At 74.9% G+C, this 13103-nt stretch carries 12 protein-coding genes; 5 read left to right on the top strand and 7 right to left on the bottom strand.

Translation table 11 applies throughout. The features are described 5' to 3' along the window. Positions 1-23: 23 nt before the first annotated feature. Positions 24-932: an alpha/beta fold hydrolase gene (locus ACQEVU_RS31285; protein ID WP_433329828.1), complete on the bottom strand. Its 909-nt coding sequence runs from the start codon at positions 930-932 to the stop codon at positions 24-26. A 36-nt stretch (positions 933-968) separates the two neighbouring features. Here ACQEVU_RS31285 and ACQEVU_RS31280 point away from each other — a divergent pair, with 36 nt between their 5' ends. Beyond that, on the top strand, positions 969-1508 hold the full coding sequence (locus tag ACQEVU_RS31280; RefSeq protein ID WP_433329826.1) for a helix-turn-helix domain-containing protein: 540 nt from the start codon (positions 969-971) through the stop codon (positions 1506-1508). A 10-nt stretch (positions 1509-1518) separates the two neighbouring features. Here the strand turns inward: ACQEVU_RS31280 and ACQEVU_RS31275 are convergent, their stop codons facing one another. Continuing rightward, a complete protein-coding gene (locus tag ACQEVU_RS31275; RefSeq protein ID WP_433329824.1) occupies positions 1519-1662 on the bottom strand; it encodes a hypothetical protein in 144 nt (47 codons plus the stop codon). Here ACQEVU_RS31275 and selD point away from each other — a divergent pair. The 3 genes from selD (at position 1652) to ACQEVU_RS31260 (ending at position 3591) form a co-directional block, all read left to right on the top strand. Further along, positions 1652-2659, top strand: a complete 1008-nt coding sequence (gene selD, locus ACQEVU_RS31270; RefSeq protein ID WP_433329822.1) for a selenide, water dikinase SelD — start codon at positions 1652-1654, stop codon at positions 2657-2659. The genes ACQEVU_RS31275 and selD overlap by 11 nt on opposite strands. A 102-nt stretch (positions 2660-2761) precedes the next feature. Beyond that, entirely contained in the window at positions 2762-3163 is a 402-nt protein-coding gene (locus ACQEVU_RS31265) for a DUF2752 domain-containing protein (RefSeq protein ID WP_433329820.1), read from the top strand. A gap of 41 nt (positions 3164-3204) precedes the next feature. Then, the gene (locus tag ACQEVU_RS31260; RefSeq protein WP_433329818.1) at positions 3205-3591 is read left to right on the top strand and encodes an RDD family protein; all 387 of its coding nucleotides are present in this window, start codon (positions 3205-3207) and stop codon (positions 3589-3591) included. Positions 3592-3618: 27 nt separating this feature from the next. Here the strand turns inward: ACQEVU_RS31260 and nrfD are convergent, their stop codons facing one another. The 3 genes from nrfD to fdh are packed head-to-tail and all read right to left on the bottom strand — an operon-like array spanning position 3619 to position 8437. Further along, a complete protein-coding gene (gene nrfD / locus ACQEVU_RS31255) occupies positions 3619-4482 on the bottom strand; it encodes an NrfD/PsrC family molybdoenzyme membrane anchor subunit (protein WP_433329816.1) in 864 nt (287 codons plus the stop codon). Further along, positions 4479-5228 (bottom strand): 4Fe-4S dicluster domain-containing protein, encoded by a 750-nt coding sequence (locus ACQEVU_RS31250; RefSeq protein ID WP_433335150.1) that lies wholly within the window; start codon positions 5226-5228, stop codon positions 4479-4481. Before ACQEVU_RS31250 ends, nrfD begins: the two co-directional genes overlap by 4 nt. A 26-nt stretch (positions 5229-5254) precedes the next feature. Next, positions 5255-8437 (bottom strand): formate dehydrogenase, encoded by a 3183-nt coding sequence (gene fdh, locus ACQEVU_RS31245; RefSeq protein WP_433329814.1) that lies wholly within the window; start codon positions 8435-8437, stop codon positions 5255-5257. A gap of 55 nt (positions 8438-8492) precedes the next feature. On the opposite strand from fdh, the gene ACQEVU_RS31240 reads away from it, so the two are divergent. Then, positions 8493-8990, top strand: a complete 498-nt coding sequence (locus ACQEVU_RS31240; protein ID WP_433335148.1) for a metallophosphoesterase family protein — start codon at positions 8493-8495, stop codon at positions 8988-8990. On the opposite strand, the gene ACQEVU_RS31235 is transcribed toward ACQEVU_RS31240, so the two are convergent. Continuing rightward, a complete protein-coding gene (locus ACQEVU_RS31235) occupies positions 8956-11787 on the bottom strand; it encodes an AfsR/SARP family transcriptional regulator (protein ID WP_433329812.1) in 2832 nt (943 codons plus the stop codon). The genes ACQEVU_RS31240 and ACQEVU_RS31235 overlap by 35 nt on opposite strands. 88 nt (positions 11788-11875) lie before the next feature. Then, positions 11876-13096: a sugar efflux transporter gene (locus ACQEVU_RS31230; protein ID WP_433329810.1), complete on the bottom strand. Its 1221-nt coding sequence runs from the start codon at positions 13094-13096 to the stop codon at positions 11876-11878. Positions 13097-13103: the final 7 nt, after the last annotated feature.

The following is a 13103-nucleotide window of genomic DNA, read 5'->3' as shown; positions in this document are numbered from 1 at the left end:
CGCGCCGGCGCGAAGCAACGCACCTAGACGTATGTACCGGTTTGAGTGGTGCAGCGCCGCAGCAGGTCGCGCAGGGCGTCCAGGACCGCGCCGGGCTGCTGGACGTGGAAGTACTGGTGCGACGCCCCCGGGACCAGCCGGTGCGAGCCGCCGGGGACCGACGCGGCGATCGATGCGTGCAGCGCGTGGATGCCGGCGTGGGCGCGCTCCAGCAGCTCCGGCGGCAGGTGCTGGACCCACACCGGGTTGCGGTCGGCGGCCGAGAGCACGATGAGCGGCACGGGCGGCAGCGGGCCGCCGGCGGCGAGTTCGGCGTACACCTCGTCCTCCAGGTTGCGGCCCTCCGCGATGCCGGTGCGCCACGTCTGCAGGCGGTGCTCGACGAGGCCGGCGCGCACGTCGCCGGGCCAGTCCGCGTAGAGGCGCAGCAGGGCCGCGCGGGAGGCGTCGAGCTGCTCGGCGGTCAGGTCGGGCAGCGAGTCCCAGGAGGGCTTCATCCGCTCGTTCATCGCGACGACCTCCGGCGGCAGGAAGCGCAGGATGTCCTCGTGGCCGGGGTCGATGAACAGCAGCGCGGCGACGTCGGCCGGGAACAGCTGGGCGAAGCGGCGGGCGTAGACGGCGCCGATGGAGTGGCCGGCCAGCACGTACGGGCCGTCGATCCCGGCCGCCCGCAGCGCCTCGCGCAGCTCGCCGGCGACCGCCGCGGCGGTGCGGGGCAGCGGGACCGGGTCGCTCCAGCCGGTGCCGCCCCGGTCGTAGGTGACCGCCGTGGTCAGGGCGGCCGCCCCGCGCAGCACGTTGTCGTACTCCAGGCCGATGAGCCCGGCGCCGGGCAGGAACACGACCGGCGGGCCGCCCGAACCCTCCCGGTAGAGGGCGATGCGCCGGCCGCCGGCCTCGACCGTGGTACCCCGTGGCATTGTTCTCATGCTTGCGAACATTAGCAGGTGTGCGAACATTGGCCAATGGACCCCGTCGAGCTGCTGCTGCACCCGGTGCGGCTGCGCATCGTGCACGCCCTGTCCGGCGGGCGGTCGCTGACGACCCAGCAGCTGTGCGAGCGGATCCCGGACGCGTCGAAGGCGACGGTGTACCGCCACGTGGCCCTGCTCGCCGAGGCCGGCGTCCTGGAGGAGTCGGCCCAGCAGCGGGTGCGCGGGTTCGTGGAGCGGCAGTACCGGCTCCGCCCGGCGCGGGCCGCCGTCAGCGCCGAGCGGGCCGCGGCGGCGACGATCGAGGAGCACCGGCGGGCGTTCGCGGCCGCGATGGCGGCGCTGCTGGCCGAGTACGGCACCTACCTCGACGACCCCGGCGCGGACCCGGCGCGGGATCAGGTCGGCTACCGCCAGCACGCGGTGTGGCTCACCGATGCCGAGCGCGACGAGCTGATCGCGGGCCTGCGCGCCGCGATCGTGCCGCACCTCGGGCACGAGCCGGCCCCGGACCGGAGCCAGTACCTGCTGAGCCCCATCCTGTTCCCGATGGAGCGCCATCGCGCGGACTGATCGCCGCGCGCTACCGCGCGGACAGGTCGCGCAGCCGGTCGCGGCTGGCGCGGGCGACGCGGGCGGGCACGCCGAGCGCGTCGAGCAGCTGCGCCGCCGCAAGGATGGTCGTTGACAATCCGGTCGGCCGGCGACCCGATAGATTGGGGCCCATGACGGAGACGGTCCGGCTCACCGGCTACGCCCATGGCGGCGGCTGCGCCTGCAAGATCCCGCCCGGCGAGCTCGAGGCCGTCGTCGCCGGCCTCACCGGCGACCGGGCCCCCGACGGGCCGGGCGACCTCCTCGTCGGGCTCGACGACGGCGACGACGCCGCCGTGGTCCGCCTGTCCGGGGGCACCGCCGTCGTCGCCACCGCCGACTTCTTCACCCCCGTCGTCGACGACGCCTACGACTGGGGCCGCATCGCCGCCGCCAACGCCCTGTCCGACGTCTATGCGATGGGCGGCCGGCCCGTCGTCGCCGTCAACCTTCTCGCCTGGCCGCGCGACCTGCTGCCGATGGAGCTGGCCGCCGAGGTCCTGCGGGGCGGGCTCGACGTCGCCCGCGAGGCGGGCTGCCACGTTGCCGGCGGGCACTCCGTCGACGACCCCGAGCCGAAGTACGGCATGGCGGTCACCGGCATCGCCGACCCGGACCGGCTGCTGCGCAACGACCGCGGCCGCGCCGGCCTGCCGCTCACGCTCACCAAGCCCCTCGGCATCGGCGTGCTCAACAGCCGGCACAAGGCCACCGGGGAGGCGTTCCCGCACGCCGTCGCCGCCATGACCACGCTGAACCGGGCCGCGTCCGAGGCGGCTCTCGCGGCCGGCGCCGAGTGCGCCACCGACGTCACCGGCTTCGGCCTGCTCGGCCACCTGCACAAGCTCGCGCGGGCCAGCGGGGTCACCGCCGTCGTCGATGCCGCCGCCGTGCCCTACCTCGACGGCGCCCGCCGGGCCCTCGCCGACGGGTACGTCAGCGGCGGCACCCGCCGCAACCTCGACTGGGTCCGCCCGCACCTCGACGCCGGCGCCGCCACCGAGGACGAGCTGCTGCTCCTCGCCGACGCCCAGACCTCCGGCGGCCTCCTCGTCGCGGGCGAGCTTCCCGGCCATCCCGTCATCGGCGAGCTCGTCCCGGACACCGGCCGGACCCTGAAGATCCGCTAGTCGGCCTGAGTTTCCTCTCAGGTTCGTACGTTCGGCCGATCCGAAGTGACGACCGTCTCAGCCTAAGATCACCACTCGTCTGTCGAGCAACGGGGTCCTCAGGTGCGCAGAGAGTACTCGATACCGGAGCGCCTGGGCGGCTTCGGTGTTGCGGTCGCGGGTGCGGCCTCGGTCTGGCCGGCGTTCACCGCCGGCACGGGCCTCGGCCTGCCGTGCCCGCTGCGCTGGGCGACCGGCATTCCGTGCCCGGGCTGCGGGCTCACCACCGCAGCCGTGGACCTCGCGCACGGCCGCTTCCTGGCCTCGCTCGGCGACAACCCCGCGGCCATGGCCCTCGCGATCCTCACGGTCGTGATGGTTCCGCTGATCGTCCTGCGTCACCTCGGGCTGGTCGCCGCTCCGGCACCCTGGTCCGCCCGGGCGCGCCGCCGGACGTACGTGGCCGCGGCTGCCGCCGCGGTGGCGAGTTGGGTCTTTCAGCTCCACCGGTTCGGGTTCCTCTGAACCGTCACATGTTCCAACGCTCCTGAGGAGAAATACCCCCGATGAACTACGCAAACTGGATCCAGCGCGTCGGCGCGTACATCGTCGACATCATCCCCTTCGCCGTCATCGCCGGCATCGGCGGCGCCGTCGACAGCAACCAGGGCGCCGTGTTCTGGATCTTCTACCTGATCGGCATCGTGTACCTGGCGTTCAACCGCTGGTACCTCGGTGGCCAGGGCGCCAGCATCGGCAAGAAGGCCCTGGGCCTTCGCCTCATCGCCGAGCAGACCGGGCAGCCGCTCGGCATGGGCATGGCCTTCCTGCGCGACCTGTGCCACTTCGTCGACAGCATCATCTGCTACATCGGCTGGCTGTTCCCGCTGTGGGACGCCAAGCGCCAGACGATCGCCGACAAGATCGTCAAGTCGGTCGTGCTGAAGGGCTGACCGGCCCGGCGAGCCGCGGCGGGGCGCTCAGCCCCGCTGCGGCTCGACCACGTACTTCGGATCCTCCGTCGAGGCGACGCCCGCCTCGAACACCCCGAACCGGGTGGCGAGCGAGCCCGCGAGCAGCGCCGCCCCCGACAGCGCGGACAGCACCCGGCTGCGCCGCCCGAGCAGCGCCCCGGCCGCCCCGGCGACGTTCAGCGTCCGCGCCGCCCGCAGCAGCCGCCCCGCCCTGCCCGTGCGGTACGGCTCGCTCTCCAGCCCCGGCCGCGTCTCGATCCGGCGCGTCGCCGCCAGTTCCAGCGCGACGCCGGCCACCGCCAGGGTGCGCGCCGGCCCGCCCTCGCCCGGCGGGGCCGCGATGAGCCCGACCGCCGCGCCGCTGGCCAGGGCGCTGCCCGCGAACGCGAACGGCAGCTCGTCCCCGGCCGTGTGCCACGACGGCGCCGCCGTGTCCGCGACCAGCACCGCCGTGTAGGTGGCCAGCCCGGGCGCGAGCGCGGCCGCGCCGATCCCGGCGAGGCGCCCGGCCCGCCCGGTCCAGCCGCGGGGCCGCGCCTCGGCCGCCGCCGCGAGGCCCGCGGCGCCGCCGAACGCGCTCAGCAGCCACGTGCCGACGGACATCGGCGACGTCGGCTTCGCCACCCGCAGCATGTGGTGGAAGCGCTCGGGCCGGCCGAGGTCGTTGATGAGGAAGTAGGTGCTGACGCCGAGGGCGCCGAGCGCGGCCAGCCGGGCCGCCCGCCGGGTCCGCGGCCGCCCGGTCAGGTCGGCGCCCGCCGCGAGCAGGGCGCTGCCGGCCGCCAGCCCGCCGGTGAAGAAGTACGCCGGGATGTCCTTCTCCCACACCGGCTTCTTCAGGATCGGCCGGCCGTAGTACGAGCGGGTCACGGCCGCCGCCCCAAGAACGACACCGCCACCGCGGCGGCCATCGTCAGCGCGGCCAGCCCGGCCCGCTTCCACATCCGCGGCAGGTCGCGCGTGGTGGCGACCGGCTTCGGCGGCAGCCCGTACACCTCCGGCTCGTCGAGCAGCAGGAAGAACGCGCCCTGCCCGCCGACGCCGTCGCCGGGGTCGTGGCCGTACAGCCGCGCCTCGGGCCGGTCCAGGGCCTCCAGCCGGGCCTGCGCCCGCTCCCGCAGCTCGTCGAGGGGCCCGTACTGGATCGACTCGGTGGGGCAGGCGGTCGCGCACGCCGGCTGCAGCCCGTCGCCGATGCGGTCGTAGCACAGGGTGCACTTCCAGACCCGCCCGTCGCCCTCGCGGCGGCCGATGACCCCGTACGGGCAGGCGGAGACGCAGTACCCGCAGCCGTTGCAGATGTCGGCCTGCACGACGACGGTGTCGAACTCGGTGCGCAGCAGCGAGCCGGTCGGGCACACGTCGAGGCAGGCGGCGTGCGTGCAGTGCTTGCACACGTCGGAGGCCATCAGCCAGCGCAGGTCGCCGGAGCCGTCGCCGGCCGGCTGCTCGATGAAGGCGACGTGCCGCCACGAGTTGGCGTCGAGCTGGCCGGTGTTGTCGAAGCTCATGCCGAGCAGGTCCATCCCGTCGGCCGGCACGTCGTTCCACTCCTTGCAGGCGACCTCGCACGCCTTGCACCCGATGCAGATGCTCGTGTCCGTGAAGAAGCCCATCCGCTGCACGTCATGGCGCTGCGCGGTCACAGCCCTGCCCTCCGGTTGTAGTCGTCGACCAGGGCGCGCAGCGCCGCGCCGCGCGGGCGCCGGCCGGGCCGTACGTCGCAGGTGCCGACCTTGCTCTCCTGGATGAGCACGTTGGGGTCCAGGACGATGCCGACGAGGTCGTTCGCCGAGTCGCCGGTCGTCAGCCCGGAGCCGCCCCAGTGGTACGGCAGCCACACCTGATGCACCGGCCGCCCGTCGATGCGCAGCGGCCGCAGCCGCGACGTCACCATGACCCGGGCCTCGATCGCCGAGCGGCTGGTGACGACGTGCGCCCACCCGAGGTGCTCCAGCCCCCGCTCGGCGGCGAGGGCCGGCGACACCTCGACGAACATCGCCGGCTGCAGCTCCGACAGGTACTCGAGGTGGCGGCTCATCCCGCCCGCCGTGTGATGCTCGGTGAGCCGGCTGACGGTGAACACGAACGGGAACACGTCGCTCTGCGACGGGTTCATCGGGTTCTCGGAGCGCTGGTAGCGCTTGCGGGTCGGGTTGGCCTGCTGCCGGTACAGCGGGTTGGCCACCGGCGACTCGGCCGGCTCGTAGTGCGTCGGCATCGGCCCGTCGACGAGCCCGCTGGGCGCGAACAGCCAGCCCTTCCCGTCGCCCTGCATGACGAACGGGTCGTCCCCGGCGATCCCGGCCGGTCCGGCGGCGCCGGGCTCCGGTCGGTAGGTCGGCGGCTTCGTCTTCTCGAAGTCGGGCACGTCCGGCCCGGTCCACTCGCCCTTGTCCGGATCCCAGTACACGTAGCGCTTGCGCTCGCTCCACGGGCGCCCGTCCGGGTCGGCGGAGGCGCGGTTGTACAGCATCCGGCGGTTCATCGGCCACGCCCAGCCCCACTCCAGGCCGAGCGGGTCGGCCGGCGAGGCCGGTGTGCGCCGGGCCGCCTGGTTGACGCCGTCGGCGTAGACGCCGGAGTAGATCCAGCAGCCGCAGGCCGTCGACCCGTCGTCCTTGAGCTCGGCGAAGCCCGACACCGGCGCGCCGGTGGACACGTCGAAGCCGTTGATCTCCCGCAGTACCGACTCCGCCGACGGCTCGTCGTGCACGCCGTGCGTGGGGTAGTCCCACGCCAGGTCCCGCACCGCCCGGTCCCGCGGTAGGGTCGAGCCGGCCAGCCGGTCCTTGACCAGCCGGCCGAGATGGTAGAAGAACCACAGCTCGGAGCGGCAGTCGCCGGGCGGGTCGACGGCCTTGTGCCGCCACTGCAGCAGCCGCTGGGTCTGGGTGAACGTGCCCTCCTTCTCCACGTGGGAGGCGGCGGGGAGCAGGAACACCTCGGTCGCGCACTCCTCGGGCACGATCTCGCCGGTCTCGATCTCGGGCGCGTCGCGCCAGAAGGTGGCGCTCTCGATCTCGTACAGGTCGCGCACCACGAGCCACTCGAGGCGGGCCATGGCCAGGCGCTGGGCGCGGCCGTGCGCGGAGCCGACGGCCGGGTTCTGCCCGAGCAGGAAGTAGCCCTTGACCTTGCCGTCGAGCATGTTGAGGACCTGCTGGTAGGTGCCGTGGTCGCCGGTCATCCGCGGCAGGTACCCGAAGCCGAAGTCGTTGGCCTCGGTGGCGGCGTCGCCGAAGTACGCCTTGAGCAGGCTCACCGCGAACGCGCGCGCGTTGCCCCAGAAGCCCTTCTGCCCCGGGTGGCGGATCGAGTCGACCCACTCGCCGAACGTGTCGTGCTTGCCGGCCGACGGCATCGGCAGATACCCCGGCAGCAGGTTGAACAGCGTCGGGATGTCGGTGGAGCCCTGGATCGAGGCGTGCCCGCGCAGCGCCATGATGCCGCCGCCGGGCCGGCCCATGTTGCCCAGCAGGAGCTGGATGATGGCGCCCGTGCGGATGTACTGCACCCCGACCGAGTGCTGCGTCCAGCCGACCGAGTAGACCAGCGCGGTCGTGCGTTCCCGCCCCGAGTTGCGCGTCCAGGCGTCGCAGACCCGCGCGAAGTCCTCCGGCGGCACGCCGCACGCCTGCTGCACCATTTCCGGGGTGTACCGCGAGAAGTGCCGCTTCAGGATCTGGTACACGCAGCGAGGGTGCTGCAGCGTCTCGTCCCGCTGCACCTCGCCCGGCACCGGCGCGCCGTGCGACTCGTGCAGCATCGCCGCCGCGGTCTCCCGCGTCTCGTGCCCGTGTTCGGTCTCGTACTCGTGCCCCTCGTACCGCCACGACGACGGGTCGTAGGCGTTGGTGTCGGGGTCGAACCCGGAGAACAGCCCGTCGAGGTCCTCGGTGTCGCGGAAGTCCTCGCCGACGATCGTGGCCGCGTTGGTGTAGGCCACGACGTACTCGCGGAAGTCCAGCTCGTTGCTCAGGATGTGGTTGACCACACCCCCGAGGAACGCGATGTCCGACCCGGCCCGGATCGGCACGAACTGGTCGGCGAGCGCGCTGGTGCGCGTGAACCGTGGATCGACGTGGATCACCGTCGCCCCGCGGGCCTTGGCCTCCATCACCCACTGGAAGCCGACCGGGTGCGCCTCGGCCATGTTCGACCCCTGGATCACGATGCAGTCAGCGTTGGCCAGGTCCTGCTGGAATCCGGTGGCCCCGCCGCGCCCGAAGCTGGTCCCCAGACCGGGGACGGTGGCGGAGTGTCAAATGCGCGCCTGGTTCTCGATCTGCAGCGCGCCGATCGCCGTGAACAGCTTCTTGATGAGGTAGTTCTCTTCGTTGTCGAGCGTCGCCCCGCCGAGGCTGGCGATCCCGAGCGTCCGGTTGAGCGCCCGCCCGTCCTCGTCGGTGTCCTGCCACGTCTGCTCGCGCGCGGCCACGACCCGGTCGGCGATCATCTCCATCGCCCGGTCGAGATCCAGCTCCTCCCACTGCGTCGCATACGGCCGCCGGTACTTCACCTTGGTCGCCCGCAGCGGGCTGGTCACGAGGCTCTTGCTGGCCGAGCCCTTCGGGCACAGCCGCCCGCGCGAGATCGGGCTGTCGGGGTCGCCCTCGATCTGGATGACCCGCCCGTCCTTGACGAACACCTGCTGCCCGCACCCGACGGCGCAGTAGGGACAGACGGACCTGGCCACCGAGTCGGCCCGCACGGTCCGCGCCGCCAGTGCATCGGTCCGCGCCGACCGCACCGCGTCGCCCCGTCCGGTCCGGTCCGGCCCGGTCAGCTGCCGGTACACCGGCCACCGCCGCAGCCATTCCATGCCGCCGACTCTACCGCCCGCCTAGGCTGGCCGCATGGAGGCCGAGGGACGACCGATGCGGGTGATGTTGCTGTCCGACACCCACGTCCCGCCCCGCGCCCGCGACCTGCCGCCCGAGGTCTGGGCCGCGGCCGAGGCCGCCGACGTGGTGATCCACGCCGGCGACTGGGTGGACGTGGCGCTCCTGGACGCCATGGAGTCGCGCTGCGCCCGCCTCATCGGCGTGTACGGCAACAACGACGGCCCCGCCCTGCGCGCCCGCCTCCCGGAGGTCGCCGAGGCGGTCCTGGCCGGCGTGCGCGTGGCCGTGATCCACGAGACGGGCCCGGCGACGGGCCGCGAACGCCGCTGCGCCGCCCGCTTCCCGTCCCAAACCTTGCTCGTGTTCGGCCACTCCCACATCCCGTGGGACACCGTGGCCCCCGGCGGCCTGCGCCTGCTCAACCCCGGCTCCCCGACGGACCGCCGCCGCCAGCCGCACGCCACGTACATGACCGCCGAGCTGTACGACGGCCGGATCAACGAGGTGCGGCTGCACCGCCTGCCGCGGTGAGTCGGGACAGCTCCGCGGTGAGGCGGGCGCGGACCTCGGCGGCGTCCGGGCGGTCGATCGTGCCGAGCAGGGTCAGGGCCAGGCGCCACTGGTCGCGCGCGGCCGTGTGGCGGCCCGCCGCGCGCAGGGACTCGCCCAGGTGGATGAGGATGTCGACCTCGTTGTAGCGGTCGCCGGAGGCCCGGGACAGGGCCAGGCCCTCCTCGTAACAGGCGACCGCCTCGTCGTGGCGGGCCAGGTGGTGCAGGGCGTGGCCCATGCTGTCCAGGGTGTTCGCCGCGCGGGCCGCGGCGCCGATGCGGCGCAGCAGGGCGAGCGCCTCGCGGCTGTGGGCGAGGCTCAGCTCGTGGTCGCCGAGCAGGCCGTAGGTCCAGCCGACCGAGTTGAGCCCCTCGGCCTCGCCCAGCTCGTCGCCGGCGGCGCGGTACAGGGACAGGGCCTGCTGGTTGTGGTGCAGGGCCTCGCGGTGGCGGCCCTTCATGGTGAGGGAGTGGGCGCGGTTGAGGTGGGTATGGGCCTGGCCGACGAGGTTGCCGGTCCGGGCGAAGAGCTCCAGGGCCCGCTCGCAGTGGGCGGCGGTCTCCTCGTCGCGGCCGAGGCGGCCGTAGGCGCGCACGAGCGCGCGGTGGGCCTCGGCCTGGCGGGGGAGGTCGCCGGTCTCGACCGCCGCGCGCAGGGCCGCCTGCTGGGTGGCGACCCACTCGTGGCAGTGGCCCTGGCGGGCGAAGTACGCGGTCGCCGCCCACGCCAGCTGGCCCGTCTGCACCGGGAAGCCGGGCACCTGGGCCGCCGCGACGAGGCCGGCGCGCTCGGCGGCGAACCAGGCCAGGGCGGCCTCGGAGGAGTCCGGGGGCAGCACGAGCGCGCCCGCGACCGGCGGGCCGAGGTCGAGCGGGGCGCGGTGCGGGGTGAGGCGCATCGCGGCCGCGTGGGCCGTGTGGGCGTAGTGGTCGAGGAGGCGGTGCCGGGCGGGGCGGGCTTCGCCGGGCTCGGCCAGCTCGGTGGCGTACGCGCGCAGGAGGTCGTGCCGGGTGTACCGGCCGGGGGCGTGGTCGGTGAGGAGGTTGGCGTTGGTGAGCTCGGCCAGCAGCGGCAGGGCCTCGTCGAGGGCGGCGCCGGCCAGGCTCGCCGCGGCGGGGGCGGACACGTCGGGGCCGGGGTGCAGCCCGAGCAGGCGGAAGAGGCGGGCGGCGGCGGGGGTCAGGCCGCGGTACGACCACGAGAACACGGCCCGCACGTCCGCCGGCAGGTCGGGCTCGGCGAGCGCGTCGAGGCCGCCGCCGGCCTCGCGCAGCTCGGCGGCGAACGCGCCGAGGGCGACCCGCGGGCTGACGGCGGCGCGGGCGGCGACGATGGCCAGGGCGAGGGGCAGGCCGGCGCACCCGGCGAGGATCTCGCCGACGGCGCCGGGCTCGGCGGCCACCCGGTCCTCGCCGAGGCGGTGGGCGAGCAGCCGGCGGGCCTCGTCGCGGTCGAGCACGTCGAGCAGGAGCGGGCGGGCGCCCTCCAGGGCGACGAGGCCGGCCATGCGGTTGCGGCTGGTGACGAGCACGAGGCAGCCGGGGGCGCCGGGCAGCAGGGCGCGGACCTGCTCGGAGTCGCGGGCGTTGTCGAGCATGACGAGCATGCGGCGGCCGGCCATGAGGCTGCGGTAGAGCGCGGCCTGGCCGTCGAGGTCGGCCGGGATGCGGGCGGCCGGCACGCCGAGCGCGTCGAGGAACCCGCGGACGGCCTCGGCCGGGCTGGTGGCGGCGCCGGCGGGGTCGAAGCCGCGCAGGTTGACGTACAGCTGGCCGTCGGGGAAGTGCGCGGCCCGCCGGTGCGCCCAGTGCAGCGCGAGGGCGGTCTTGCCGACGCCGGCCATGCCGGACACGGCGGTGACGACGACGGCGGTCGCCTGCACGCCGGCCCGGCCGATGACGGCGTCGAGGCGGGCGAGCTCCTCGTCGCGGCCGGTGAACCCGGGCACGTCCATCGGCAGCTGGGCCGGGGCGTCCGCGCGGGCGGCGGCGGGCTCGGGGCGCTCGGCGTCGTCGAGCAGGGGCCACAGGGCGTCGCCGTCGTCGGCGAGGATCGCCCGGTGCAGGCCGCGCAGGCGGGGGCCGGGGTCGACGCCGAGCTGCTCGCCGAGGACCGTGCGGGCCCGCTCGTACGCCTCGAGCGCCGCCGCCGGGTGCCCGGAGCGCCACAGCGCGGCGACGAGCAGCAGCCAGCCGGTCTCGCGCAGCGGCTCGGCCAGGGTCTGGCGGCGCATCTCGGCGGCGACCTCGTCGGGGCGGCCGAGGCGCAGGCGGGCCCGGGCGTGGCGCTCCAGGACGGCCAGGCGCCGCTCGTGCCACTCGGCGCGGGCCGCGTCGAGCTCCGGGCCGGTCGGCAGGCCCTCGAACGCGCCGCCGCGCCACGTGGACAGCGCCGTGGCCCAGTGCTGGGCCGCGGCGGCCGGCTCGCCGGCGCCCCAGGCGGCGTCGCCGCGGCCGGCCCGCTCGGCGAAGCGGTGCACGTCGATCGAGTCCGGGTCGATGCGCAGCCGGTACGCGCCGTCGCGCCGCTCCAGGGCGCAGCCGTCGCCGGCCACCGCGCGGCGCAGGCGGCTGAGGTAGGTGGTGACGTTGGCGCCCGCCGAGCTCGGCACGGCGCCCGGCCACAGCTCCTCGACCACCCGGGCGGCCGTCACCTGGCGGTTGGCGTGCAACAGCAGCAGGGCCAGGACGGTGCGCTGCTTCGGCGTGCCGAGCTCGAGCGCGACGTCGCCGCGGCGGACCTCGAGCGGGCCGAGCACCCGGACGTCGAGCTTCATCGGACCCTTTGTACCGGACGTATCGAGTTCTTATCGAGCGGGTTCGTACAGTCCCCGTACCACTCACCGGCCGGGCCGGGGCCCGTGCCTACGGGGAGGTGCCGGCGGCGCGCGGTGCCAGGCGCGGGCCCCGCGCCGTCGCGAGCAGCAGCGCGAGGCCGGCGGTGCACAGCAGGGCGCCGGCCGCGTACGCGTACCGGTACCCGAGCTCGGCGGCGAGGCCGAGCAGCGGGCCGGCGAGGATCGCGGCGGCCGGGAAGGCGTTGCCGGCCAGGGTCGCGGCCCGGCCGGGCTCGCCGGGCAGCAGCTCCTGCACGTAGGAGATGCCGAGGCCCTGCACGGCGGCGATGAAGCTCGCGTTGAGCAGCTGCAGCGCGGCGACCTGCCAGCTGTGCGCGGCCAGCGCGACGAGCGCGTAGTAGACGGCGCCGAGGGCGCTGCCCAGGATGATCAGCCGGCCCAGCGGGAAGCGGGTCGACAGGGCGCCGAAGCCCAGCATGAGGGGGATCTCCAGGGCGGCGCACAGGCCGAGCACCAGGCCGGCGTCGCGGACCGCGGCGTGCAGCACGTGCCCGAGGTACAGCGACATCGCCTGCACCCCGAGCACCCCGGCGGCCTGCATGAGGGCCAGCGCGACCACGGTCAGCAGCACCTTGGCGCCCGCGCGCCCGGCCGGGGGCCGCTCGACGTGGGCCGGTGGCGAGACCTCGTCGAGGCGCAGCAGCACGATGACGGCGGCCACGGCGTACATGAAGGCGGCGGTGAGGTACAACACCCGGAAACCGCCGGCCTGCAGCAGCAGCGCGGCGACGGGCGGGCCGGCCACCCACGCGATCGAGAACAGCATCCGCAGGGTGCTGATCGCCATCGCCGCGCGCGTGGAGGCGCGCTGCGACAGCACCTCGCGGGCGTAGGCGAACGACTGCGGGAACAGCGCGCCGCTGATCGCGGTCACGGTGACCGTGAGGGCGAACAGCACCCAGTACTCGCGCACGAACGCGGTGGCGACGGACCCGGCGCAGCCGGCCAGGGCCGCCGTGAGCAGCAGCCGGCGGCGGATCGGGCGGCGGTCGGAGAGCCGGCCGAGCACCGAGGAGGAGGCGATGCCGGCGAGGGGTCCGGCGACGAGGTACGCGCCGACCCGGACCGGGCCGGCGTGCACCTCGGTGCTGAGGAACAGCGACAGGAAGGGGCCGACGACCGCGGTCGACAGCCCGACGAAGAAGAACATGACGCCGAGGGGCACGAGGGTGCGCCCGGCCCGGCCGGCGACGCCGGCCGGCGACGCGACGCTAATGCCCGAAACCACGTACGGA

Source organism: Dactylosporangium sp. CA-139066, assembly GCF_050936175.1.
Taxonomy (GTDB): domain Bacteria; phylum Actinomycetota; class Actinomycetes; order Mycobacteriales; family Micromonosporaceae; genus Dactylosporangium.
Note: the sequence above shows the minus strand (reverse complement) of the source record. Positions and strands in the feature narration are given on the sequence as shown.

Coding starts and splice junctions, on each gene's coding strand:
- ACQEVU_RS31285 (WP_433329828.1), bottom strand. CDS start 932: ATGAGAACAATGCCACGGGGTACCACGGTCGAGGCCGGCGGCCGGCGC.
- ACQEVU_RS31280 (WP_433329826.1), top strand. CDS start 969: ATGGACCCCGTCGAGCTGCTGCTGCACCCGGTGCGGCTGCGCATCGTG.
- ACQEVU_RS31275 (WP_433329824.1), bottom strand. CDS start 1,662: ATGGGCCCCAATCTATCGGGTCGCCGGCCGACCGGATTGTCAACGACC.
- ACQEVU_RS31235 (WP_433329812.1), bottom strand. CDS start 11,787: ATGAAGCTCGACGTCCGGGTGCTCGGCCCGCTCGAGGTCCGCCGCGGC.
- ACQEVU_RS31240 (WP_433335148.1), top strand. CDS start 8,493: ATGCGGGTGATGTTGCTGTCCGACACCCACGTCCCGCCCCGCGCCCGC.
- ACQEVU_RS31260 (WP_433329818.1), top strand. CDS start 3,205: ATGAACTACGCAAACTGGATCCAGCGCGTCGGCGCGTACATCGTCGAC.
- ACQEVU_RS31250 (WP_433335150.1), bottom strand. CDS start 5,228: ATGGGCTTCTTCACGGACACGAGCATCTGCATCGGGTGCAAGGCGTGC.